Annotated in this window: 10 protein-coding genes and 6 tRNA genes; 1 reads left to right on the top strand and 15 read right to left on the bottom strand. The window is 71.0% G+C overall.

From position 1 onward, the window contains the following. The 12 genes from GUI43_RS16390 to GUI43_RS16345 all read right to left on the bottom strand — a co-directional run. On the bottom strand, window positions 1-6,749 hold a 6,749-nt coding region (locus GUI43_RS16390; protein ID WP_112699170.1), incomplete at its 3' end, for a SpvB/TcaC N-terminal domain-containing protein. A 9-nt stretch (window positions 6,750-6,758) separates the two neighbouring features. Then, the gene (locus GUI43_RS33900; protein WP_170158743.1) at window positions 6,759-16,163 is read right to left on the bottom strand and encodes a Tc toxin subunit A-related protein; all 9,405 of its coding nucleotides are present in this window, start codon (window positions 16,161-16,163) and stop codon (window positions 6,759-6,761) included. A gap of 284 nt (window positions 16,164-16,447) precedes the next feature. Next, window positions 16,448-16,520, bottom strand: a tRNA-Arg gene (locus GUI43_RS16380). Between the two features lies 1 nt (window position 16,521). Continuing rightward, a tRNA-Ile gene (locus tag GUI43_RS16375) sits at window positions 16,522-16,598 on the bottom strand. A gap of 1 nt (window position 16,599) precedes the next feature. After that, window positions 16,600-16,688 (bottom strand) — tRNA-Ser (locus GUI43_RS16370). 1 nt (window position 16,689) lies between these two features. Further along, window positions 16,690-16,765 (bottom strand) — tRNA-Asp (locus GUI43_RS16365). A gap of 1 nt (window position 16,766) precedes the next feature. Then, window positions 16,767-16,842: transfer RNA gene (locus GUI43_RS33895), tRNA-Pro, on the bottom strand. Window positions 16,843-16,953: 111 nt separating this feature from the next. Continuing rightward, window positions 16,954-17,026 (bottom strand) — tRNA-Trp (locus tag GUI43_RS16360). Between the two features lie 74 nt (window positions 17,027-17,100). Beyond that, a complete protein-coding gene (locus GUI43_RS34930) occupies window positions 17,101-17,232 on the bottom strand; it encodes a hypothetical protein (RefSeq protein ID WP_283016232.1) in 132 nt (43 codons plus the stop codon). Between the two features lie 135 nt (window positions 17,233-17,367). Next, a complete protein-coding gene (locus tag GUI43_RS16355) occupies window positions 17,368-17,595 on the bottom strand; it encodes a ferredoxin (RefSeq protein WP_112699168.1) in 228 nt (75 codons plus the stop codon). Then, window positions 17,592-18,821, bottom strand: a complete 1,230-nt coding sequence (locus GUI43_RS16350) for a cytochrome P450 (protein ID WP_112583193.1) — start codon at window positions 18,819-18,821, stop codon at window positions 17,592-17,594. The genes GUI43_RS16355 and GUI43_RS16350 overlap by 4 nt, the downstream gene beginning before the upstream one ends. 229 nt (window positions 18,822-19,050) lie before the next feature. Continuing rightward, entirely contained in the window at window positions 19,051-19,824 is a 774-nt protein-coding gene (locus GUI43_RS16345) for a hypothetical protein (RefSeq protein WP_112699167.1), read from the bottom strand. A 303-nt stretch (window positions 19,825-20,127) separates the two neighbouring features. Here GUI43_RS16345 and GUI43_RS16340 point away from each other — a divergent pair, with 303 nt between their 5' ends. Further along, a complete protein-coding gene (locus GUI43_RS16340) occupies window positions 20,128-22,398 on the top strand; it encodes a glycoside hydrolase family 44 protein (protein ID WP_112699174.1) in 2,271 nt (756 codons plus the stop codon). A gap of 127 nt (window positions 22,399-22,525) precedes the next feature. Here the strand turns inward: GUI43_RS16340 and GUI43_RS16335 are convergent, their stop codons facing one another. The 3 genes from GUI43_RS16335 to GUI43_RS16325 form a co-directional block, all read right to left on the bottom strand. Further along, window positions 22,526-22,870, bottom strand: a complete 345-nt coding sequence (locus GUI43_RS16335; RefSeq protein ID WP_112583326.1) for a DUF1801 domain-containing protein — start codon at window positions 22,868-22,870, stop codon at window positions 22,526-22,528. 159 nt (window positions 22,871-23,029) lie between these two features. Next, entirely contained in the window at window positions 23,030-23,635 is a 606-nt protein-coding gene (locus GUI43_RS16330) for a hypothetical protein (RefSeq protein WP_112602211.1), read from the bottom strand. A 123-nt stretch (window positions 23,636-23,758) separates the two neighbouring features. Continuing rightward, complete coding sequence (locus GUI43_RS16325) at window positions 23,759-24,709, bottom strand: N-acetylglucosamine kinase (RefSeq protein WP_112699165.1); 951 nt, start codon at window positions 24,707-24,709, stop codon at window positions 23,759-23,761. Window positions 24,710-24,789: the final 80 nt, after the last annotated feature.

The raw sequence follows: 24,789 nt of genomic DNA, 5'->3' as shown, positions 1-24,789 counted from the left end.
GGCGGCGCGGCCGGCGGCGGTTCGGGTGGCGGGGCCGGGGCGGGTGGCGGCGGCTCGGCCGGTGGCGGCTCCGGTGGCGGCGGAGGCGGGGCCGGTTTCGGCTTCGGCGGTGCCGGAGGCGGCAGTACGGCGTGCAGCACCCAGGTGCCGCCCGGATGCTCGGACCAGTTGCCTCCCTCCAGGTTGAGGGTGACGTTGGCCTGGTAGTAGATGACCGAGTTCTTGTTGTTGATCCGTGGATCGAGGGTCGCGCCGTGGCTGCTGAGATAGCGGCGGAAGTCCTCCACCGTGGGGTTCTCGGACCCGGTGAAGTGGGACTCCGTGATGGAGATGTCGTGGGTTTCCGGCCCCTTGACAGTGGTGGGCTTGAACCCGGACGGGTCGACCATTCCCACCGGATTGTTGCGGCAGTACCGGAACAGGTTGCCCCCGTCGGCGAAGCCGCCCGGGTCGCTGCTCGCCCACCTGCCCAGCCACGGCACGTAGTACCGGGCCCCGGCGTAGCAGAAGCCGGTCTCGTCGTCCACCTCGTGCCCGCCGAAGCGGTACCGCTTCAGGCTGAGGTCGGCGCCCGGCCGGCCGTACCGGTACGCGGTAGTGCCGTACGGGTGGTACTCCTCGTAGGAGATGAGCACCCCGGCCGCGTCGGTCTCCAGCGTGGCCGAGCCGAGGTGGTTGGTGAGCTGGTAACGGATCAGCGGAACGCCGAGCGGGTTGGCCGGATCGAAGCCGCCGACGTCGACGGTCTTGACGTCCACCTGGGCGACCGGGCCGGTGTCGTCGGCGATCGTGGTGGTCCACCGTTCGTGCTGGAGGGTGCCGGTGACCCGGTTGCGCCGCCGGAACACGGTGACCGCGCCCAGGAAGATCCATTCAAGTTGGACGCTGCCCGGCCGGTCCACGATTTTGCGCAGCCGCTGACCGCTCGCGGCGTAGACGAACCGGGCTTCGCCACCGCCGCCGAGGTCGACCCGGCGGAGCTGGTCGTGGACGTTCCACTCCAGGGCCGGCAGGTGCGGCATGACGGTCAGGTTGCCGACGGCGTCGTGCGCGTACAGGGCCGAGTAGGGGCCGGCGTCGGCGTCGCCGGGGACGCTCGTGGCGGCCAGCCGGTTCGTGGCGTCGGCCGGGTCGTCCTGGTACGCGTACCGGTGGTGCCGGGTCCAGCCGGCACCTACGCCGGCCTGCGTCCGGAACCGGTGCCGGAGCACTGTGAGGTTGCCCAGCGGGTCGTACTCGTACTCCTCGGTGTAGGCACGTACCGCGCCGGGATCGGTGAGGCTCCCGGCCGGCGGCACGTCGGTCTGGTCACGGATCGCGTCGTTGGGCGCCCCGGCCAACTCCCGCCCGCTCGCCCGGACCAACTGGTAGAGCGGGTCGTACGCGTAGTCGCTGGCGGCCGGCACCGCCGCGTTGCCGAAGAAGGTGGGCGCGCCCGGCTCGGCCACCCGGGTGAGGTTGCCCACCGGGTCGTACGTGTAGCGCAGGTCGCGCACCCCGGCGGTGAGCAGACGTTCCAACCGGAACGTCGTCGGGTCGTAGAAGTACTCGGTGACCAGCCCGTTGCCGTGCCGGGCGAACCGCCGCCGACCCAGCGCGTCGTAGTCCTGCTCGGACAGGAACTCCACCTCCGCGCCCTGGCCGCGCAGCCGCGCGGTGAGCCGGCCCAGCATGCCGCCCTCGAGGTAGGTCGGTCGTAGCTCGGTGGCGTCGGGCAGGGTGACCACTGTCGGGCGGTTCACCGCGTCGTACTCGGCGGCGGTGCCGAAGACCTCGCTCTCCAGCAGTGGCGCCGCGGCGGCCAGCAGCGCGGCGTGGTCGGGTGCGGCGGCCACCGGCGACCAGTCCGGGCCGTCGACGTGGTCGGTGGCGAGTCTCCGTTCGGCGCGGCGCGGGTTGCCCTTGAAGTCCACCTCGGGCACCCGCACCTGGCCCGCCGGGTCGAACACCAGGTACGGCACGCCGTGCAGGCCCAGCGTCGCCGCGTCCGGATGGCGGTCGCCGAAGACCACGTACTGCACGCAGCGCTCCGCGCCGGCGGACTCGCTGACGTACACGCCGACGGGCCGGTGCAGGGCGTCGTACGTGGTGCGGAAGGTCCGACCGTGTTCGTCCCAGATCCGGCGCACCCCGCCGAGCACGTCCTGGAACACCCACCGCTCGCCCTTCTCGGCGCTCCACGACCGCACTCCCGCGCCGTGCATGGCGGTGGCCGCGTTGGCGATGTGCCGGCCCAGCGCGTCGTACCCGTCCGAGGACCGGCCGGTCAGGTCTCCCCTGGTGCGTACGCCGAACCGCTGGCCGGCGCCCCGGTCGGCCTCCGTGTAGACGGCCCGGCCGAGGCTGTCGAAGTGGATCACGGAGGGCGTGTCGGCGTGTCCGGCGGCGAGCCACGCGGCGCGGGTGGCCGGGTCGGCCGGTTCCGGGTCGGACACGGCTGGGCTGCCCCGTTCGGCGTACCACTGGCTGTCGAGCACCGTGTCGTTGGCGTCGAACAACCGGTGCGACCAGGCAGTGGACTCGACCCGGCTGAGGGTGCCGTCCGGATAGCGGGTCAGGACGGCCCGGCCCAGCGGGTCGTAGTAGCGGATCGCTGTGGCACCGATCTCGCGCAGCGCCGCCGCGTCCTCGTACTCGTGGGTGGTGCTGAAGTAGGGCTGGTACCGCTTCACCGGGTTGCCCTTGTTGTTGACCACCGTGCGGCCGGTGCCGACCCAGCGCGGGTCGGCGTCCACCTCGACGGCCAGCCCGTCCTCACCCACCTCCAGGGCCCTGCCCGGATGCACCCGCGACTTGGTGATCGCCACCCCACCGGTGCCGGTGCTGTACTCGTAGCTCTCCAGCCAGCGCGAGTTGGTCGGGCCGTGCCGTTCCCGGTGCCGGCCCCGGCTGTACGCGGGCTGACCGTTGACCAGCCAGTTGAACGGGTCGTAGGTGAACGTCAACGTCGGATCGTCGAGCGTGTCGCCGTCCCCGGCGCCGGGCCGGCCGAGCAGCGCCGAGGCCACCACCCTGCCCAACTCGTCGTAGCGCACCGCGCGGCGCTGCCCGTTCGGGTCGGTGACGAGGCTCGGGCCGAGCACCAGGTAGTCGTTGACAGCGGTGGTGACCGACCAGGTCGCCTGGTCGATGGTCACCCGCTCGGTGAGCAGGTGGTAGGCGTCGAAGGTGACCGCCGTCGCCATGCCCAGCGCGTCCCGGGCCCCGTCGGACAGGTAGAAGTGCGCGGCCGGATCGGCGGGATAGCGCATCTCGCCGGAGGGGATCCACCAGTCCGGGCCGCCGTCGAGGTGCACGTAGCCGGCGGCGGCCAGGTCCGCGTCGGTCACCGCCGTGCCGTAGCCGGCGGCCAGCGCGGCCGGGGTGAACGCGAGCTGGTACGTCTGGTGCCCCAGCCCCAGGCTGTCCCACTGCCCGGCCGGCAGCGGCGTCAGCGCGTTGTCCCGGAACCGTACCTGTGACCGGGACAGCAACCGCCGCTGCGCGCTGACCTCGTCGGCCACCACTTCGTACCCGATCGGGGTGGCCGCGGCGAACCCGGCGAGCAGTTCGGCGCGGGTGAACAGTGGGCCGGCCGGGGCCAGCCCGGTCAGTTCGTACCCGAGGGCCTCGTACGCGGCGCGGATCCGGTACGCCGGCACCGGCAGCGTCTCGTCGATGTCCGGGGTGTACCGCTGCTCGCCGTACGTGACGTGACGGCGCCGCTGTTCGGCGGTCACCTCGACGGGCAGCTCCGGGTCGGGCGTGGTGCGGCCGTAGACCACTGCGGCGGCCTCGACCACGGTGCCGTACGGGCCGAGGACCAGGTTGAGCCGGTGGCTGATCCGGGGCTCGTCCGGCTCCCGGTCGTAGGAGAGGCTGACCGCCTCCCGCTCGACAGCGACGAACACGTGCGCGTCCAGCCGCTGCACCTGGTACGTCTGCTCGACCACCCCGTACGGGTGCTCCTGCGCGGCACTCCCGTCGTACGAGTACACCTCCTGCCGCAGCGGCAGGCCACGCAACGCTCGCCGGCTCTCCCGCAGCTCCGCGGCGGAGACTCCGGCCGGCAGCTCCGCGGTGGGCAGGTGCCGACCGGCGTACCACTCGGCGGAAAGGTCGACCGGGGCACCGGTGTGGTACCAGGTCTTCGTGGTGACCGGTGGCTGGTACAGCTCGGGCGAGGTGTCCTGGTTCCCGTCGACCGCCTCGACGCCCAACACGTGGTCCACGAACGACTCGCCGTCGATCTGCTCGACCATGCCGAAGCCGGCGAACTCCCGCTCGACTCCGTCGTAGTGCCCGTGGTGGTAGCGGTAGCCGGTGACCAGCCGGGTCCCGGCGATCCGGTCCACCTGTTCCACCCGCTCGACGACCTGCACCGGGAACGGCAGCCTGGTCACCCACGGCTGGCCGGCTCGCCGGTCGGCCAGCTGGAAGGCGGTGGAGGCGGCGTACCGGATGGTGGTCTCGCCGCCCAGGTTGTTCACCACCCGGGTGAGCAGGTGCGGCTTGCCGTCGGCGGCCAGGTCCAGGTAGCGCACCGGACCGGCGGCGTCGCCGGGCAACGGCGACGACCACACCAGGCAACCGGTGCCGGCACCCAGCAGGTCGGTCACCGTCACCGTCGAGTCGGGGGTGACATGCGGCAGGTCGGGCAGCTCGGCGGGGGCCGACCAGCCGTTGCCGGACTGGTTGTACCAGAGCCGGATCTCGCGTCGGCCCAGGTAGCACAGGTCCATCGCGCCGGTGCCGTCCACGTCGGTGAGGAGCACCCGGGCCGGGTCGAACTCGTCCAACCCGGCGAACCACGGCGCGTCGTCCATCTCGACCTTCGCGCCGAATCGTCCGTAGCCGACGTTGGGCCAGTAGCAGACGGATCCGTCGCGGACCCGGACCAGGTCGGTGAGCCCGTCGCCGGACATGTCGGCGAGGAAGATGCTCTGCCGGTCATCCGAGCGCAGCAGCCGCGGCCCACGGTCCTCGTCGGCGGGCCAGAGTGCGGGTCGCGCCGGGCCGTACCCCGCCTCGGCCAACGACTCGTGCCAGGCCAGCACTGTGTCACCGGCGATCAGCAGGTCGGCCCGGCCGTCTCCGGTGAGGTCCAGCAGCAGCAGGTCGGGGCTGGTCCAGTCGACGGCGGGCAGCTCGCGAAACGGTTGGAAGCCGGACCAGCCGGCGTCGTCGGTGCGGCGGACGAAACCCGCCGGTATGGTGCCGAGCTGGACCAGCTCGATCCGCCCGTCACCGTTCACGTCGACCAGTTGCTGGCGTCCGCCGGCCAGGTCGGTCAGCGACGGCACTGTGGGCAGCGCGGCGACCGGGCCGATCCGGCCGGCGCCGAGGTTCGGCCGGTAGTAGAGGGCACCCTCGTGCCCGGTCAGCACCCCGGCGAGCCCTTCCCCGTCCAGGTCCACCCACAGCTCGGTCCGCCCGTCCACGCCGGCCGGCAGGTTCTCCAGGCTGCCCCGCTCCAGTTCCCGGGTGGTCGCCGCGATGGTGGCCGGTGTGTATTCGAAGGTCACCGGGGGCAGTGCGGCGCTGGTGTGCCCGCCACCGGCGGCCGGGGCGTAGCCGCGCTGGGTCACCTCGACCAGGGTGGACAGCACCGGCCCGGCGGCGTATCCCAGCTCCACCGCGCGGACCAGGCAGTCCGCGCCCACCTCCGGCTCGTCCGGGAAGTGGTGGAACATCAGGATCCGGCGGCACAGCCGGTAGGTGCGGACCTCGAATCCCGCGCGGTAGGTGGAGAACGGGTCCGGCCGGCAGGTCCAGTCCCCGGTGTCAGCGGGTAGCGGGGTGTCCGGGTGGTGCTCGCCGTAGTCGAGGACCACCTCGAACAGCCAGCCGGCGTCGGCGATCTGGGCCGGTGTCAGGTCCACCGGGCGTCGGCCGTCGGGGTCGAGCAGCGGCACCGTGTTGCCGTAACGCACCGACTTGAGGTAGCGGTTGACGTTCCGGTCGGTGCGGTGCCGTTCGTGCGGCCGGTCCAGGTCCAGGCCGGCGGCGTCCTCGGCCTTGTAGGTGTAGGTGACCGCGTTGCCCCGATCGTCGCGGGTCTCGCAGAGCAGCCAGGTGTGCACCCGTCCGCCCAGGCCGATGCGGGAGCTGCCGTCGCGGCCGTACACGGCCAGCAGGTTCGACCCGGACAGGGTGCGCCAGTGCACGTCACCGTCGGAGTCCCGGGTCCACCGCTCGATGCGGGCGAACGCCCCCTCCGTCCGTGGCCGGAACCGCTGCACCGTGTGCCCGGCGACCGGAGTGCCGCCGGGCACCGGGATCAGGTCGTCCTCCCCGGACAGCAGGAAGGTGTCGGTGTCGTCGTAGCGGGGCAGGCCACGGTCGGTGCGCCGGCTGATGGCCGGTACGGGCAGCTGCCAGCCGAGGCCGAACGGGCCGTTCCCAGCGCCTGAGTCGTAGCTGAGCGTCAGGTCGGGTTGGAACCCGGACCGGCCGCCGCTGACCGGGACGGGAACGGACATGCCGCCGGTCCCGGTGACCGGGTGGGCGGCGAACGTCTCGCCGATGGCCCGGATCGCGCCGCCGCCGGTGGGCAGGCTGATCGCCGGTCCGCCGAGTCCCGGCCCGGTCGCGGCCCGACCGGCCGGCGGCGTCCCGGCCCCGGATGCGTCGGTCGGCGGCCCGCCCGGTCCGAATGCCCCACCCGCTCCGCCGGGAGCGCCGGCGCCGGTCGGGTCGGCGGAGCCGCGCCACCGGGAGCCGGGCCCCGGCCCCCACGATCCGCCGCCGACCGGGTAGCTGGTCGTCACCGCTCCCCCTCAGCCGTCGAGCCGGTAGTGCAGCAGGACGACCAGGTCGGTCAGGCCGTCCGGGTCGGACGCCAGCGTGACCGGGGTGCCGAGAATCAGCGGGTCGGACTGGCCCACGCACTGCTGCAGGTCGGCGTCCCGGTTCAACGTCACCGGGTCACCGGCCACCGTGAGGTCGTACGTCCCGGGATCACCGTCCACCCGGGCGTACCAGGTCACCTGGTCCACCACCGGCTGGTGGTCGCGGGCGAGGTACGGCAGGTGCTCCGGGCCGATGGTCAGCTCGGTGCTCTGCTGCTGGGTGAGCTGCCACCACTCGTCCGGGAAGTGGTGGCGCAGGCTGTAGGCCTGGTACAGCCCCGTCCGGCCGGCGTCGATCAGCATCTCGTTGAGCACTTCCCGCAGGGAGTCCTCGACCAGGCCGCGCAGCGTCGAGCCGCCGTCGCGGGCCGTGTACCGCAGGTGCAGGATGATGTCGCTGATGCTGTCGTAGTCGAACTGGCGGACTGCCGTCGGCAGTTCCAGGCGCCAGGTGCCGATCGCGCCCTTGCCCTCGAACGGCAGGTAGCGGTCGTCGGCGAAGTTCAGCTCGAACATGCCGCTGTCACTGAGGCCGCTGCTGGTCGCGATCGACTCGATCCCGCCCACGTTGTACGCGAACCGGTCGTCGCCGGGCACCTCGGTGTATTTGTCCTTGGCGCTGGTGGCGCCCTGCCGGGCCGCGGTGGCGGTCCGGTACCGGTTGCCGATCAGGGAGAGCTTCGCGGTGACCGGGGTGTACGGGCCGGCCACGCACGGGATGGACAGGCTGACAGTGCGGAGCCGGCGGAAGTAGTGCCCGGGGTGGTCCAGGTCGAACAGCGCCTCCGGCACGTTGACCACGCAACTGCCGGTGGCCCGCAGCTCGATCAACGCCGCCGGGTCGAGCTGTGCCAGCGAGACGTGCCGGGTCAGCTCGCGCTCGCGGCTGTGCCGGTCGAGGTAGGCCACCTCCATCCGCTTCAGGTCGTGGCGCAGCGCGTCCGCCACTGTCAGCCCCTTGCGCAGGCTGTCCCAGTAGCCGGGTTGCAGGAACGTGGCCTCGCTGCCCAGCTCGTGGGCGAAGCACCGCTCGGCCTTCTTCGCCACGTCGAAGGCGAGCTGGTACGCCCCGAAGTAGACGGAGCTGGCCCGGCTCACCATCCACTGGTACAGCTCGGTGTTCGTGTACTTGCCGCGCAGGTACTCCTCGGTGGCCCGGGCGTTGTCGGCTTCCCGGTCGTGCGCCGCCAGCTCGTCGGTGAGCATGGCCACGTGCAGCCGCCCGGTGAGGAGCTGCTGGTCGAGTTGGGTCAGTTCGAGACCGGCCAGCGCCGCCTGGTGCTCCCAGTCGTCCATCCGGCGGCGGTAGCCGCCCTGGTTGGCTGCCATCCCGGCGGCCTTGTCCAGGGCCCGGGCGATCGCCTCCAGGGTCATCACCGCCGAGTCGGCGGCGGCACCGACCTTGTCGCCGCCGAGGGTGAGGGTCACGGTGGGTGAGCCACCGAAGCCGGCGCCGCCGGCGGTGAAGTTGGGAATCAGCTTCAGCCCGCCGGACAGGATGTAGCCCACCATGATCGCGGTCTCGCCGAGCAGCGACACCCCGGACAACGCGGTGGCGGTGATCTCCCAGGCGTTCATGTACGGCCGGCCGGCGTAGTAGCGTTGCCGCTCCTCCACCACCTTGCGGCTCAGTTCCAGCGCCGCGACGTTGCCCTCGGCCTCCGCGATGGTGGCGAGCTTGACCGCCCGTACCGCGTCGAGCAGGGCGATCTCCTGGCCGGCGCGCAGCCGGGCGAGGTGCTCGGCGTCCCGCTTCTCCATGGCCGCGAGCAGCCCGCCGCCCAGCTCACCGACGTACCCGACGAGTTCGGTGGCCTTCTGGGCCAGCACCCGGAACCGGTAGTTCGGCAGCGGTGCGCCGAGCCCGGCCAGGAACGACGAGACGGACATGCCGGCGGCGGCGGCCCGGACCAGCGCCCCGGGGTCGATCGGCGGCGAGAACAGGGCGAGCATGCTCTCCACCCCGTCGATGTTCTGGCAGTTGCGGATCTTGAACAGCCGGTCGGCGATCAGGTCCCACAGCCGGAGCATCTCCTCGTTGGGCGGGACGCAGAAGTACAGCGCCGAGTAGCTCAGCGGGCTGGGCAGTTCCGCCCCGCCGTGCGGCAGCAGGTCCAGGTCGGGGATCAGGTTCTCCAGGTCCAGCAACGCGTTGCCGAACAGGTCCACCTTCGCCTGGAGTTGGTTGACGGTGGCCGGAGCCGGACTGACCAGCGGCGGCACCACGCTCGGCTTCGGCCCGAGCAGTTTGTCGGCCAGGATGTAGAGCTGGGTGGCCTGGGTGACGGACTCCCGGGTGAACTGCCGGAACAACTGGTCACCCCAGTCGACCAGGTTCTTGATGTAGCTGACCACCACCGCGAGCTGGTAGGCGACCGGCCGGCTGCGGGCCACCACGTGCGGGTTGAACGGCTTCGCCCGCCACTGCTCCACAGCGAACTTCAGGTCCGTGATGCTGGCCCCCGACGGGTCGGCGGCGATCGCCGTGAGAATGTCGCCGATCCGCTGGTTGAGCAGCTCGGGCACTCCGGTCTGGAAGAACGGCTTGGTGACCCAGTACTTCTGCGGGGCGGAGGCGCCGTCGGCGGTGCCGACCGGGTTGAAGATGTAGTGGAACCAGTTCCGCGCCTCGGCAAACCGCTGGTCCCGGTTGAGCCGCAGCGCGATGTCGAACGGAAGGTGGTAGAACAGCTCCCAGTTGTAGCCCGCGTACGCGCCGTCGGCGGCGAAGTCCAGGTCCTCCACCGGGTACGGCGACACGACCACCGGCTCCGGCTGGTAGGTGGCGGCGAAGTCGAAGCCCGTGTTGGTGAGCTGGGTGGTCCGACTCAGCATCGCCGGCACGCCCGACCGGTAGACGGTGGCCCGCAGGAAACACAGCAGCGGGTGGTAGAAGTTCGCGAACCTCACCCCGTACGACAGGGTGCCGTAGACCTCGAACTCGGCGACCAACCGGTGGTACTCGGCGTCCTCGGTCATCGCCTGCACGGCGGCCGCGAGGTCGTGCGCCGGGTCCTCGGCGTATCGGCGCAGGTACTCGGTGAGCAGCGCCAGCACGTCGTTGGCGAACTGGTCCACGTCGCTGTACGTCTTCTCGATCCGGTCCGCCGGGTCCTCAGCGCGCCGGTCGTAGAAGCCCGGGATGATCACGTAACCACGGTCGTAGTCGCCGTAGAAGTACGGCATCAGGGTGCCCAGTGGCAGCACCGGCCGGCGGTCGTGGGTGCCTCGGACGCTCTGCGCCAGCCCCAGCAGCATGATGATCCAGTCGAGCAACGACATCTGCATGGGGTACGTCACCCGGAACCGGCCGGGCGTCTGCGCCACCAGCGTCTGGAACGCGCCCATCAGCGGGGTGCTGATCGCCAGGTCGTTCTGTTCCCGGAAGACCAGTTCGGTGAACCGTTCGGCCAGCAGCTCGGTGTCCTTGAACACCGGCGACAGCAGCAGGTTGCCGGAACCGCCGCCCGGCACCGGCTCCGGATAGCCCCGGCAGCCGGTCAACGCGAACGAGCCGACGAACTCGGTGCCGGTGAGCACGCTGATCGCCTGGCCGGCCGCTCCGGCCGCGTACGCGAAGCAGGTGAACTCGTCCACCGCGGGGAGGTCCTCCCGGTAGCCGCTGGCCGGGTAGTACAGCGCGTCCTTGGAGATCTTCTTCGGCTGCCAGCGGTCCTGCGTCCGCTCGCCGATGGCCAGCTGGATCCGCCACCGCCGGCGCGGCCGCTCCGTCTCCGTGCCGCCCGGCGGGATGCCGTCCGGGTCCGGAATCTGGGAGGTCTGCGCCGTGTCCGTCTCCTCGGTGAAGACCGGCCAGGCCAGTGTGAGCCGGCTGTTGCGGTCGAAGGCGAGCAGGTGGTCGCCCGCGATGTCCAGCGGCACCCGCCGCCACGGCGTCCAGTACCGCTCCCGCTCGAACTGCCTGTGGTAGTACACCGTCGGGTCGCCGCCGCGGGTGCGGGCGAACACGTGCATGAGATGCCTGTCGTGCTGGTAGTAGCAGGCCATCACGTCCAGGTGCGCCAGGTCGTCCAGCTTCTCCAGGTACGCGATGGTGGCGTTCTCCACCGCCAGGTCGGTCAGCTCGTCCTGCTGCAACTGGTCGTCCAGCTCGGTGAACAGCTCCGACTTGTCGTCGCGCAACTCCGGCAGGATCCAGTTCTCCGGATACAGGAAGATCTTCCGGTTGGCCTCCCACACCCGGTAGTTGGCCATCCAGTTCCACTGGTCCCAACCCGGATCCTCGGTGACCGCCGCGACGCTGTCCGGCTCCAGGCCCAGCAGGCAGCGCTGCACGAACAACTGAACGGTGGCGTGCGCCTGCACGATGCGCGACGTCGCCATGCAGGCGCCCATCTCGACATCGATGAGGAAGTGGTCGTACAGGTCGTTGGTGTCGCGCAGCCCCGGGTTCTCGGCCAACAGGTACGCGACCAGCGCGTCCCGCTTGGCCACCCGCAGCCGGTCCTGCACCCCTTGGAGCACCCCGAACCACTCGGCCTCGGCGTAGCGCGCCTTCAGGGCCTGCCGCATGGTGGCCGCCCCCGCCGCCGTGGTGACCGGCTGGGCCAGCGGCACCGCCGCCGCCACCGGTAGGCCCAGCCGGCGTAGCAAGGCCAGCGCTTGGGCCAGCCGCTGGATCGTCGCCGGCGACCGGTACGCGGTGAGGTCCACCGCCGACAGTTCGAGGTGGGCGTCCAGGTCGGCCAGCACTATGGGGTCCCAGCCGCCGAGCTGCGCCAGATGGGTGTGGACCTGCGTGGCGGTCGTGCCGGCCGCCAGGACCAGGTCGAACAGCCCGTACACCGTCCACGGCGCGGCCGCGTCAAGCGGGTTCGCCACCGGCGGGTAGGTGCGGGCCAGCTCGACCCCGGCGGCCAACCGGATCCAGTCGGCCAACGGGACCGGCGGCCGGCCGGTCTGGTAGGGCACCTGGTCCGGGGCCAGCCAGCCGAGCGACCCGGCGTTCGTCAGCAGCCAACCGAGGTCCGCGTCGGGCACCGTCAGGTGCTCGACGAGCCGGCTCAGCACGTGCAACAGGCGCAGTGCCCGGTACTGCTCGTCGAACCCGGCCGGGGTGACCGCCGGCGGCACCGGTGGCTCGTTCGCCAGGTCCACCAGCGCGTCGTCGGTGAGCACTGCGAGCAGCGGCCGGGTCAGCTCCGCGCCGGCCAGCACGGTGGCGGCGGCGTCCGCCGAGAACCCGAAGGTGTCGGCCACCGCCGCCACCGCCAGCTCCTGCTTGGTACGGGTGTACGCGTAGCTGGACAGGGCAGTGGTGATGGCCAGCAGCAGCGTGGTCTGCTGGGCCTCGGTGGGGTTGGCCACGATCGCCGCTGTTATCGGTGTGGTGTCCACCAGGGCGGCGAGCTTCGCGTCGACGAACTGCGCCGGGGTGGTCACCGCGTCGGTCCAGCCACCGTCCACGATCGAGGCGAAGCCGGCCAGGTCCGCCTCGGTCATCCCGGGCACTGTGGCCAGCAGGGCACGCATGCCCGGCAGGTTCTCCTCGGGGGGCGCCGTCGGGTCGACTGCGGGTCGGGTCGCCGCGTACCCGCTCTGGTAGCCGGCCTGCAACCCGGTGAGCACCGCGGTCAGCGTCTCGTCCGGCAGGTCCCGCGCGGCCAGGTCGTCGGCAACGTGTCGGAGCAGGTAGCGCAGGTCCGCCGGGGGGATGCCGGTGCCGGCCCGGGCGGCGTCGAGCAGGTCGACGAAGGCCAGCGCGGTGGCCGGTGCGGTGAGCGGATCCGACCCGATCAGATCCTTCATGATCAGGTACTCGGTGACGGTGAGTCCGAGCGCCCGGGCCAGTAGCGTCCCGGCGTACACCGTGTGCAGGCCGACGTTGCTGACGATCGCCGGGGCCGGAAGGTCGGCCACCAACAGAGCGGTGTCCGCCGTCGTGGCCCCCAGGCAGGTCGCCAGGTACGCCTCGTGCGCCGACAGCTGGGCACCCGAGCCGGGTGTGGTCAGCTCCGCCTGCTCGTTGGCGAGAACGTTGGCCGGCTCGAACGCTTCGAGGACCGGGCCGTTCGCCGAGTTGCGGAACACCTCGGCGTACCGCGCCTCGTCCAGCGGGGCGAACAGGTCGACCACCTCGGGCAACGGCAGCCCGAGCCGCCCTGCTAGCTGGTGCAGCGCGGCCACCGCGACCAGGAGGTCGTCGTCCAGGGCGCCGCCGCCCAGCGCGTCGGCTCGGATCGCCCGGTCCAGCAACGGCGGCGTCCAACCGGTGCAGGCCGGCGCGCGCAGCAGGCGCAGGAACCGGTGGATCCGGTCCAGGCGCGCGTCGGTGAGCTGCTGGATCCGCTTTGCGCTGAGGTCGGACCCGGTGTCCAGGTGCTTGACGAACATGGCGTTCCCGGGATTGACCCAGGCCAGCGCCAGCAGCTCGGTCAACTCCCGATAGTCCAGTCGCGCCCGGGCGAGGAAGTTGTCCACCCGGGCGATGCCGCCCAGAGCGCCGAGCGGCGCGGTGTTCCAGATGTCGTCCTGAGCGGCCGGGTCGGCTGTGACCACCAACTGCCGCTGCGCGTCGCTGATCCCCAGTTCCTCGGCCGCGACTGCCTCGCCGCTCGGGCCCGCCGACCGGCGCAGCGCCCGCATCACGTCGGCCCGCGCGATGTCGAACTGGGCGAAGTAGCTGCGGGTCTCCTCGTGCGCCAGGTCGAACGGCAGGGCGAACGCGTACCGGCTGCCTGCCAGCAGGGTGTAGGCGGCGGCATTCACGTACTGCGGCGCGGCCGCCAACTCGAGCGCGGTGCCGGTGGTCTGGCGCAGTCGGCGCACGAACCACCCGCCGGCCCCGTCCGGGGTCGCCTTGGCCACCACGCCGATGTCCCGAACCACGCGGGCCCCAGCCAGGTCCGGCTCGTACACGAGCGATCGGTCGGTGAACGGCCATCCCTGGCCCTGCAACAGGCTCAGCAGCCCGGCCGACGGCGCCTCCACCGGATCGACGCCGCCGCTCAGCGGACCCCCGAACGCCAGGCCCGCGTCCGGCGCCACCGCCTCCTCCAGCAGCTCGCACACCAGATCCAGGTAGGGCAGCGGAAGGTCGGTGTTCTCGCAGCTCAGATCCAGGTCACCGAGGTCCGGCCGGCGACCGTACAGGACGTCCCGGGCGACCTTGGTGGCCGGACCCGGCGTGTCGGCGTCGGTGACCAGCCGGTTGCCGAGGAACTGAAGGACGTCCACCAGGTAAGCTGCGGCGCTGTGCACGCTGCGGCACGGCTCGCAGTAGCTCGAGTCGGCGAGCTGGAACAGGCTGCTCAGGTTGGGAAAGTCGGCGCTGACGGGGGTGAGGTCCGGGGCCGCCGAGCCGCCCAGGGCCCGGACCGGCAGCGCCCGCGCCGCGCTCTGGAGTTCGCCGGCCAGCAACCCGCTCGCCACGTGCACATCCACGGCCCGGCGATACACCGACCGGGCCTGCTCGTCGGTGAACCGGCCGGTGTTCACGGCGGTGGCCACGAACCGCGTCTCGCCGAGGGCGTGGATCCGGGCCGCCGACGGCACTTCGGCAGCCAGCAACGCCGTCGTCTGCCGATAGGTCGGCGCCAGCTTGAAGATCCGCTGCGCGGCCTTGAGCGCCGGCCGCCCGGTCCGCAGCCGCTCCGGGTGGTCCCGCAACAGCCGCTCCACGTTGCCCGTCGCGAGGTCGAAGTCCGGATTCGCGGTGAGCAGTTCGAGCACCGCGTCCCGGTGCCCACCGAAGGCGCGCTCGGCGGCGCTGGCCCGCTCGTCGGTGCCCGGCTGTTCGTTCTTGCCGGCGTGCTCGTCGGGGTCGGCTCGTCGACCGGGCCCCGGCCGATCGCCGCTGCCGTCGGATCGTTCGGCGTCGTCTGCGTCTGCGTCTGCGGTGCCGACCACGGTGCCCGCGTCGCGTTCGAGCTGCGCGGTGAAGGCCGTGGTGGGATAGCGCCTCTCCAGCTTGCGGGCCAACGCGCCGGCGTGCAGGTCGATCAGCTCCGGCCGGACCGGCTGACCGGCGACCCGGACATCAGTGGTGCTGTCCCGCAACACCCGCCGCCAGTCCGCCGGGGCCAGACGGGCCAGCCGGCGTACATCGGCCGCCCCCTCGATCCCCTCGTGGTCGCGGACCCGGTCGACAATCGTCTCGTCGTAGCCCAGCACGTCGGCCAGCACGCTCGCCGCGCCGGCCGCCTCGGCGGCCGACCGGTCGGGAAACGCCGCAGCCTCGGCCAGCCGAGCGATCAGCCCGGGCAGGTCACCGGCGGCGTCGGCGGCGAGGAGACTCTGGACCCGCTCGTGCGCGCCGTCGGCGAGGAACCGCTCCACCCGCCCGTACAACACCTTCGGTCGTTCCTGCGCGACGTACTCCTGGGCCTCCGGCCGTACCCGGGCCAGCATGTCGAGGATCCGGTCCAGCTCGCCGAGCAGGTCCTCGGGGACGAACCGGTGGCGCACGGCGTCGGCGACGGCGTTCCGGACGGTGTGCTCGTCGAGCAGGGCGATGTCGTAGTACAGCGGCCGCAGCTCGGTGTTCAGGTCGACGTCGAACCGGGCGAGTGCGGCGCCGGTGCGGCTCGTGGTCAACAGTGTCCGCTCGGCGAACAGCGCGTAACCGAACACCGCCGGCAGCTTGTAGGACGCGGCCAGTTTCTGCGCCACACCGAAGTGCGCCAACGCCGTCGCGGGCAGTCCGGTCTCGGCGGCCAGGAACGTCACGTCCTCGGCCTCGTCGTCCTGCCGCAGCTCGTACAGCGGGACCTGGCCGAGCAGCGGGACAATCGTGGCGAGGATCCGCTCGTACTCACTGCGTTCCCGGTCCCCGCCGCCGGACAGATCCACTGTGAGCACGGCCAGCTCGGGGGCGTTGAACAGCACCGCGCTCAGCGGCGGGTCGGACAGGAGTCGATCACCAGCGGAGACCCGGACGAACAGGTCAGCGGACTGCTTCTCGGAGCGGGTGAACCGGTCCCGCGAATAGTCGACGCGATACAGCCCGTCGTCCCCGGTGGTCGCCTCGCCGAGCTGTTCGGCGTGCCGCAGGTCGCGGTCGAACGCGCCGACCGTCAGAGCATTCGCCGGCTGCCCGTCGACCCAACGCACCCGACCCACCACAACGAACCCCGACGGCGGCTCGGCCAGCACCATCTGCACCGCGTCCCGGGTCGCCCCGTCCACAGTGCCGGTCACCGGCAGCTTGTGCGCCCGTTGGAACTCGGCCACCCCACGCCGGGTGGTCGGCCCGTACCGGGCGTCGACCAGTTCGTCGGTGGCGATGTCGGCGGGCATCCGCAGCAGCGCGGTGTGCAGCCGCCGGACGTCGTCGCTGGGGCGGTGCCGGCGCGAGCCCATCGGGGTGGTCATGAGCATCTCCGATCGTCCGACAGCCGGCGACGGCGGCTGTCTGACGCCGGTGCGACCGGGAGCTACCTGGCATCCTGCGGATCAGAGGAGCCCACCAGCATCGCACTGTCCAAGATCCGCCTTCCCGTCTGACTGATCGGCAGCGGGCACTGCCGGTACGGCCGGTGGCGGGGCCGGGTCTTTCCGGGACAGCACCCGCACCCCGAGCGATAGCACTCGAGCACACGACCAGGCAGAAGCGCCCGCGGAGGAAATCGCTACCGACTGCGCTACATCCCGATCTGTGCCCCCGGCGCGATTCGAACGCGCGACCCCCAGATCCGTAATCTGGTGCTCTATCCGCTGAGCCACGGGGGCATGGTGTCGTCGGAGGGAGTTGAACCCACGATCTCTGCGTTATCAGCGCAGTGCCTTAACCAGCTTGGCCACGACGACATGGCGGAGAGAGAGGGATTCGAACCCTCGCGGTGTTACCCGCTCCGCGTTAGCACCGCGGTGCCATCGGCCGGACTAGGCGACCTCTCCATGGCGCTGACGGCGGGACTCGAACCCGCGACCGCCTCGCTGACAACGAGGTGCTCAAGCCGCTGAGCTACGCCAGCATGGTCCGGGACCGGGGTGTCGAACCCCGTGTCTCTCGCTCCCAAAGCGAGCGGGTCAGCCGTCTCCCTCGTCCCGGATGTGTCTGCCTCGGCCCGGCCCATACAGGCGCCGGCCGGGGTGTTGCTCATGCATCCATTATGGAGTTGAAAAATCTGCGACGCCGCCGGCCGCGGCCGGGACGAAAAAGCAGGGGCGGCAGGACTCGAACCTGCAATCTTCGGTTTTGGAGGCCGCTGCTCTACCAGTTGAGCTACGCCTCGCTCAAGTTGGTCCAGTAACGAGAAAGCCGCCCTGTCCCTGTTCGGGGTGGGCGGCTTCGCAGCTTGCGCTGGCGCTATTCGCGCCGCCACCCCGGCTTCCAGTTCTGCTCGCTCGCGCACAGATCCTGGGCTCGCCCCATCGAGGGCAGCACGACACCGCCGCGCGGTATGAACCGCATGGTTTCGGCGTAGGCGTACTGCAACACGTGGAACTCCTTGGGTTGGTCGGGACTGCCTTGCTCATTCAAGGTAGGCGCTGTGCCAATCGGATGACAATGGATATTCCGAGCTGACGCAGGCTCGTCTCCTTCGCCCGCTCGATGTTGCGCTGCCAATTTCGGTCACTCCTGCGGCGCGATCAGCCGGTCGTCGGTGACGTCGTGGACCGTGATCGCCTCCACCGGGCACGAGTCGGCGGCGTCGAGGATGACGTCGGCCGGGGCGACGACGTCGGCCAGCGGCGCGGACCGGCCGTCGACCAGGCGGAAGTGCTCGGGCGCGGTGCCGGCGCAGATGCTCGTGCCGATGCACCGGCTCGAGTCCACCCCGATCCGCCAGGCGGTGCTCACCAGGCCACCGGCATGCCGAGCAGGCCCCGCACCAACATGCCGCGCTTCCACTCCAGCTCGGCTTCCGGTACGGCGAGCCGCAGTCCGGGCAGGCGAGTCACGAGGGTGGCGACGGCGACCTGCAACTCCATGCGGGCCAACTGCGCGCCGACGCAGTGGTGCACACCGTGCCCGAAGCCCAGGTGCGGGTTCTGCTCACGCTCGAAATCCAGCCGGTCCGGGTCGGCGAAGACGGTAGCGTCCCGGTTCGCCGATGACAGTGAGCCGAGGACCGGCTCACCTGCCCGGACCAGCACCCCGCCGACCTCGACGTCCTCCTTGGCGTACCGGGCGAAGGAGGAGCCGACGCCGAGCGGCACGTACCGCAACAGTTCCTCGACCGCGGCCGGCACCAGCGACGGGTCGGCCCGTAGCCGAGCGAGCTGGTCCGGATTGTGCAGCAGGACGTAGACGAAGTTGGGGATCTGGGTCACCGTGGTCTCGTGGCCGGCCGCGAGCAGACCTCCGGCCAGCTCCACCAGCTCGGTCTCGCTGAGCCGATCCTGATTCTCGTCGCGGGCCCGCACCAACGCGCCGAGCAGGTCGTCGATCTCCGGCTCGCGGCGGCGCTCGGCGACCAGACCACCGATGTAGCCCCAGAGGTTGTTCAGGTACTCCTGGATCGTTTCCATGGGCAGCGAGGTGGTCGAGACGATCGCCTCGGACCAGATGTGGAAGCGGTCGCGGTCGGCGTACGGGACCCCGAGCAGCTCGCAGATCACCTGGATCGGCAGCGGCGTGGCGACGTGCTCCACCAGGTCGGCCGGAGGACCGAGCCGGACCATGTCGTCGACCAGTGCGTTGGCGATCTCCTGGGTTCGGGGTCGCAGCGCCTCTACCCGACGTGCCGTGAACGCCTTCGCCACCAGGCGGCGCAGGCGAGTGTGATCGGGCGGGTCCAGGGTCAGCATGCCGCTGTACTGCTGGCGCGGGGTGAGCCGGGGCTCGTCGCGCTGGACGGCCGGGGCGCGGCCGAACCGCACGTCGCCGAGGACCGTGCGGACGTCCTCGTACCGGGTGGCGAGCCACGCCTCCTCGCCGTAGGGAAGCTTCACCCGGGTCATCGGCTCGTTCTCGCGCAGCTCGCCGTAGGTCGGGTCGACGACGAGGCGGTCGGGCACACTGAACGGGTACGACCGGGCCGGCGGAACGGTTCGGCTATCGGTGGTCTGCGCGCTCTCCGTCATCCGGGTTCCCTTCGTCGAGACGGCGTGATCCTCGGGCCGGCACCAGGTTCGTGCGGCGCCGGACTGCCAACGTCCAGGACGTGCGGACAGCGCACATCGACGCTCAGTAGTCTGTCGATGTCGGATCGTAGCGGCAGATATCGATGATCGCCATGGAGGTCGGTCCGCCGCCGGGGTGCGGCAGCAAAGCCACACCCCGGCGGGGACGTTCATCGGGACTGGTCCCGGATCAGCAGCCGAGCCGTTTGCTCGAAAGGGCGATGTCGTCGATCCAGAGGTCGAACTCGCCCGGCGTCGTGCCGCCCTGGTAGAGCTGCCAGCCGATCTTCACCGTGTCGACGGTCGGCAGGACGAAGGGAACGTCGTTGCCACCGTGGTCGCTCGTGGAGGCTGTCAGCTCCGGGTTCGCCACGCCATCGATCCACACCGCGACGCGGTTGTCCGCCGCGTCGAACTTCCACTCGAAGCACTGCCAGGTGTCCTCGACGACCGGGGCGGACTCCCGCCAGTTGGTCCAGTCGCCGGTCGGACCCCCGTCGGCGCCGACTCCCCAGAAGGTTCCGGGGACCGTGGGCGCGTACTGCCCGCCGACCGGGCGGACGACCTCAGCGCTGCCGGTGCCGGTCGCTTCCACCAGCGTGAAGTGCGCCCAGTCCGGGGCCGTGGGGAAGGCGTCGACGCGCAGACGCATCCGGCCGTAGAAGCGGTTGCCCGGGGCGGCGAAGTCGTCGACGCGCAGGAAGGCGCGTCCGTTGTCAACGGTCTGGATGTGCAACACCTGGTTGCCACGACGGGCACGTTCGACGGTGAGCGTGCCGTGGCGGGTGTCGACGCCCCAGTTCAACGTGCTGGGCCCCCCGAGAGGCAGTCGCTCGAAGTCCTCACAGAAGAGCAGGCCACGGGGGCACGAGGGCGGGGAGGCCCCCGCTGCGCCGGCCGGAACGCTGCCGACTGCGGTGCCGAGGATCAAGGCGGCGCTGAACACCGCCAGAAAACTGCGCATTGTCATCCTCCAAGACGGCTGGTCCCCGACCACAGGGGCCGGGCCAGCAGGAACTGTCCAGCCGTGCGACGCTGGGTGCTCCCGCCTGCCCCGTTGCGGCGCGGTTGCCTCCGCGCTGCGGCGATCCGAGCTATTCCGGCACGCCGCATCAGCTACAGCCACATTGATGGACGTCATCATATGTGAAGGGCTTGGCTTCGGTCGGCCGGCAGTGGACCGCCCCGCGGCGTTGACTCCGAGCCAGGAAAGCGTAACGCTGTGGAAGCGCTCCCATCGTCGAGCTCCTATGCGAAAGGAATGCTCGTGCGTCCCACCACCGCTCTACTCCCGGTCGTGCTCGCCACGGCCCTCGGCGGTCTGGCCCTGCCGGAGCCCGCCCTGGCCGCCGCCGGCCCGGCGCTGGCCGTGAACACCACCGCCGCTCGGCACCAGATCAGCCCGTACGTCTACGGCATGAACTTCGCCGACGAGGCCCTCGCCCGCGACCTGCGGCTGCCGGTGCACCGCTACGGCGGCAACGCCACCACCCGCTACAACTTCCGAGCCGACACCACCAACCGCGCGTCGGACTGGTACTTCGAGAACATCCCCAACGACAACCCGAGCCCGGCCGACCTCCCGAAGGGCTCCGAGAGCGACCGGTTCGTGCAGCAGAACAAGGCCACCGGAGCCGCCACTGTCATGACAATGCCGATGCTCGGCTGGATCGCCAAGGACCGGTCGCGGGCGTGTGGCTTCAGCGTCGCCAAGTACGGCCCGCAGCAGTCCACCGACACGTGGGCACCGGACTGCGGCAACGGCATCAAGCCGGACGGCTCACCGGTCACCGGCAACGATCCGGAGGACACCAGCGTCGCCGTCGGTCCGGAGTACGCCACCGACTTCGTCAACCACCTCAAGGGGCAGTTCGGCGCCGCCGCCGACGGCGGAGTCCAGTTCTACAACCTGGACAACGAGCCGGATCTGTGGCACTCCACCCACCGTGACGTCCGTCCGACCGGGCTGGGCTACGACGAGCTACGCGACCGCACCTACGAGTACGCCGCCGCGATCAAGGCTGCCGACCCCGGCGCGAAGACGCTCGGTCCCGTCGGCTGGGGCCTGAACTCGATCCTCTATTCGGGCCTCGACCAGGACACCTGCTCGCGCACCGGCTGCTGGTCGAACCCGCCGGACAAGGCCGCGCACGGCGGCCAGGACCTCGGCCCGTGGTACCTGGACCGGATGCGTGAGTACGAGCAGCAGCACGGCACACGCATCCTGGACTACTTCGACGTCCACCTCTACCCGCAGCAGTCCGGCGTACTGGGCGAAGCGGCCGGCGACGCCGACACCCAGGCGCTGCGACTGCGCTCGACCCGCCAACTCTGGGACCCGACCTACGTGGACGAGAGCTGGATCAACAGTCCGGTCCGGTACATCCCGCGCCTACGCGAGCTGGTCGACCAGCACTACCCGGGCACGAAGATCGCAATGACCGAGTACAACTGGGGCGCCCACGGGTCGCTCAACGGCGCGCTCGCCCAGGCCGACGTCCTCGGCATCTTCGGCCGCGAAGGGCTCGACCTGGCCACCCTCTGGACCGCACCCGCGGCCGACCAGCCGGTGGCCAACGCCTTCCGCGTCTACCGCAACTACGACGGCAAGGGCGGCTCGTTCGGCGAAACCTCCGTCCAGGCGACAAGCGCCGACCAGGGCAAACTGGCCGTGTACGCCGCCGAGCGGAGCGCGGACAAGGCGCTCACAGTGGTCGTCATCAACAAGACCGGCGAGGACCTGACCAGCCCGGTCGCCCTCACCGGCGCCTCCGCCAGCACCGCTCAGGTCTACCGCTACAGCGGGGCGGACCTCGCCGGCGTCGTCCGGGAGGCCGACCAGCCGGTGACCGCCGGCGGCCTCACGGCCACCTTCCCGGCCAACTCGATCACCCACCTGGTGCTGCCGCGCGACACCACGCCCGGCGACACCCAGGCGCCGACCGCCCCGGGCAGGCCGACCGCCGGCACGATCACCGGCGACAGCGTCGCGCTGGCCTGGACGCCGTCCACCGACGACACCGCCGTCACCGGCTACGACGTGCACCGGGTCGACACCACCGGCACCGTGAAGGTGGGCAACGCCACCGGCACCACGTACACCGTGACCGGGCTGACGCCGGACACCCCGTACACCTTCGTGGTGACCGCCCGCGACGCGGCGGGCAACGTCTCGGCGGCCTCCCCCGGCCTGACCGTACGGACCGCGCCCACCGCGCCGACCGGCGGTTGCACGGTCAGCTACACGGCGAACAGTTGGCCGGGTGGCTTCACAGCGACCGTGACGGTCAAGAACACCGGCACCACCGCGATCGACGGCTGGAAGCTCGCCTTCGACTTCCTCACCACCGGCCAGAAGGTCGGCCAGGGCTGGTCGGCCACCTGGAAACAGAACGGAACGAGCGTCACCGCGGACAGCATGAGTTGGAACGGCAAACTCGCCCCCGGCGCGTCCACCAGCACCGGCTTCAACGGCACGTGGAGCGGCACCAATCCGGCGCCCACCGCCTTCAACCTCAACGGTCAACGCTGCGGGTGAGCTGAGAGATCCCTACTCCACACCGGCGGAGTAGGCCGGAGGGGTCCGGGGCGCAGCGGCACCCCGGGCCCCTGGCTCTCGACCGCCCGTCCCGGCCACCGCCGTGGCCGCGTTGGGCGGGCTGCGCCTACAAGGCCGCCGTGGTCTTGCTCAGGAAACTGGCGAGTTGGCCATAGTCGACGTCTTGCCCTTCCGTGATGTCGACAGTTTTGCGTTCACCGTTGCCCATCGACCGCAGGAATCCCTTGACCTCGGGGATGTCCGTCGCGTTGAAGACCATGAACGACACCTTGGACTTTGCTACCGCGATGACGGCGGCGTAATGGCCGTTCTTTAAGTAGTGCGGCTTGCCGTACTGAAGCCGCTCCTCGACACCCGGAACAGTTTCGTCGATCATCGCACGTAATTTTTCGCATACGTCGATCTGCCACGGTTGCGTCTTGTTGATGTACTCGGTGACGTCGTCGTTCACTGTCATCCCCTTCATGGTGCTCAGTAATATCGCGCATGTGCTGGACGAGAGTGCGGTGCTGCCGCGCTCTCACCCTTCACCGCTTGGAGCCCCGGGCTCCTGACCCCACCCGGCGAACTCCTCCCCGGCCGGAGCGTAGGCCAGCACGACCACTCCGAATCAACGCCTGCATGAGACCCTCACGATCAGTACGGCGGCGACCGCGGCCGCCGCCCAGACGCTCAACCGCACCGGCCAGGCCATCGCGCTCTCCGGCGGCGGGGGCAGCAGCACCATCTGCAGCGCCGCACCGGCGGGAACAAGTAGGACGGCGAGCGTTCCGACCGGACCAGACCGCTGGATCAACGCCCCGACAGCCCCGAGCAGAGGGCCGAGACACACGCTCACGGACAGCCAGTACTGCGTCGTCCCGCCCCACCAGATGTCGCCGTCGAAAATCACGTCCACGCCGTAGTACGCGCTGGTGGCGAAGATCAGCGTGCAGCCGCCCGCCAAAGCGCCGCGCAGCATCCCCGCCGCCAGTCGTACGCTCCGACTCACCAGCCAGCCCGCCAGCACGGCCATCGCCGCCCAGGCCCATCCGGCGTCGAGGATGAGACTGGCGAACTCCGCGGCCTGTGACCAGCCGCCGCGCTCAGCACGCGCGGTGCCGACCTCGCCCAGCAGCACCGGCACATGGTTGACGATCGAGTCGACGGCGCCCAGCGCCACCCCGGCTGCCGGACCGACCACCACCCACCACGGCCCAGCACGCCACGAGATCATCGCGATCATTGTGCCGCAACCAACCCTCCTCGTCGGCCCGACTCCACGCCAAGATCAGGTGGTCGTGCCGATGCCGATCAAGCGCAGTCCCGCGCCGCACGGTCGCTGGCAACTCTCGGCAGGTCAGTGTCTGGCCAGGGACGCTTCACGATCGGGTCGAAGCATGCGGTGGTGCAGGCGCGCCGCCTCCTCCTGGTCGGTGATCTGACGTAGTGCGAGCCAGGCGGCCCCGATCGCCGGGTCCCCGGCGGTCCCGGCCGGGTCGGCAAGGGTGGCCAGGACCGCCGTTCGTACGGGCGTGGTGTTGGTCAGGAGGCTGCCGGCGAGCACGACGGGGCCGTCCGGTGGGCCCAACTCGTCGAGAGTGGCGACCAGTCGAGCAGCGGCCTCGGTGGTCAACCGCTCGGCGAGGGCATCGCCGGCCGTCGCGCCGGCGCAGACCAGGGGTGCAAGCGCGGCGAATGCCGCGGGTCGCTGGCGGCCGGCCCACTGCACGAGCTCGTCGCAGGTTGTCACGCCGGCCCGCGCCGCGATCGTGGCCGCCAGCCCGGCGTCCACTGTGGGACCTGACCAGGCCCGGGCGATCGAACGTACCGCCTGCAGGCCCAGCCACATGCCCGAGCCTTCATCCCCCAGCAGCCAACCGAGGCCGTCGACGGTGCGGCTGACGCGCCAGTCGTCGATCCGGGCGGCGACCGCGCCGGTGCCAGCGATGAGCACGGCTCCCGAGGGCGCCGACGTGCCTGCCGCGAAGGCCGTCACCGCGTCGCCGACCAGGGTGACGGGGCAGGTCAGTCCGCATTGGGCCCACTCGACGGTGAAGGCGGCCGTGATCTCCGGATCCGCCATGACGCCCGCGCCGGCGATGCCTGCGACGCCGCTGCAGACGGATGCTGGGTCGTGCTCCCCCAGGGCCTCACGCACCGCCGCGCCGATCGAGCGAGCGGCTGCCGTCCCCGCGGCCGTCGGATTGCCCGGACCCGCCGCGCCGCGCCCCACCACGGTGCCGTCCCGGGTGGCCACTACCGCCCGGGACGCCGTGCCTCCGGCGTCAACACCCAGTACCAGAACCATGCCCGAAATCGAAGCATAGAAATTTTCTATTGACTAGGCATCGATGTGGTCGTAATTTTCATGCTCATAGTTAATCGATG

This window comes from Micromonospora noduli, from assembly GCF_003264365.1.
In the GTDB taxonomy this organism is placed as follows: Bacteria; Actinomycetota; Actinomycetes; order Mycobacteriales; family Micromonosporaceae; genus Micromonospora; species Micromonospora noduli.
This window is presented reverse-complemented; position numbering and strand designations above follow the sequence as displayed.

Bases quoted from the DNA above. Each gene is read 5' to 3' on its own strand.
- GUI43_RS16325 (WP_112699165.1), bottom strand. From the start codon at position 24,709: ATGGTTCTGGTACTGGGTGTTGACGCCGGAGGCACGGCGTCCCGGGCG.
- GUI43_RS33900 (WP_170158743.1), bottom strand. From the start codon at position 16,163: ATGACCACCCCGATGGGCTCGCGCCGGCACCGCCCCAGCGACGACGTC.
- GUI43_RS16330 (WP_112602211.1), bottom strand. From the start codon at position 23,635: ATGATCTCGTGGCGTGCTGGGCCGTGGTGGGTGGTGGTCGGTCCGGCA.
- GUI43_RS16345 (WP_112699167.1), bottom strand. From the start codon at position 19,824: ATGCGCAGTTTTCTGGCGGTGTTCAGCGCCGCCTTGATCCTCGGCACC.
- GUI43_RS16350 (WP_112583193.1), bottom strand. From the start codon at position 18,821: ATGACGGAGAGCGCGCAGACCACCGATAGCCGAACCGTTCCGCCGGCC.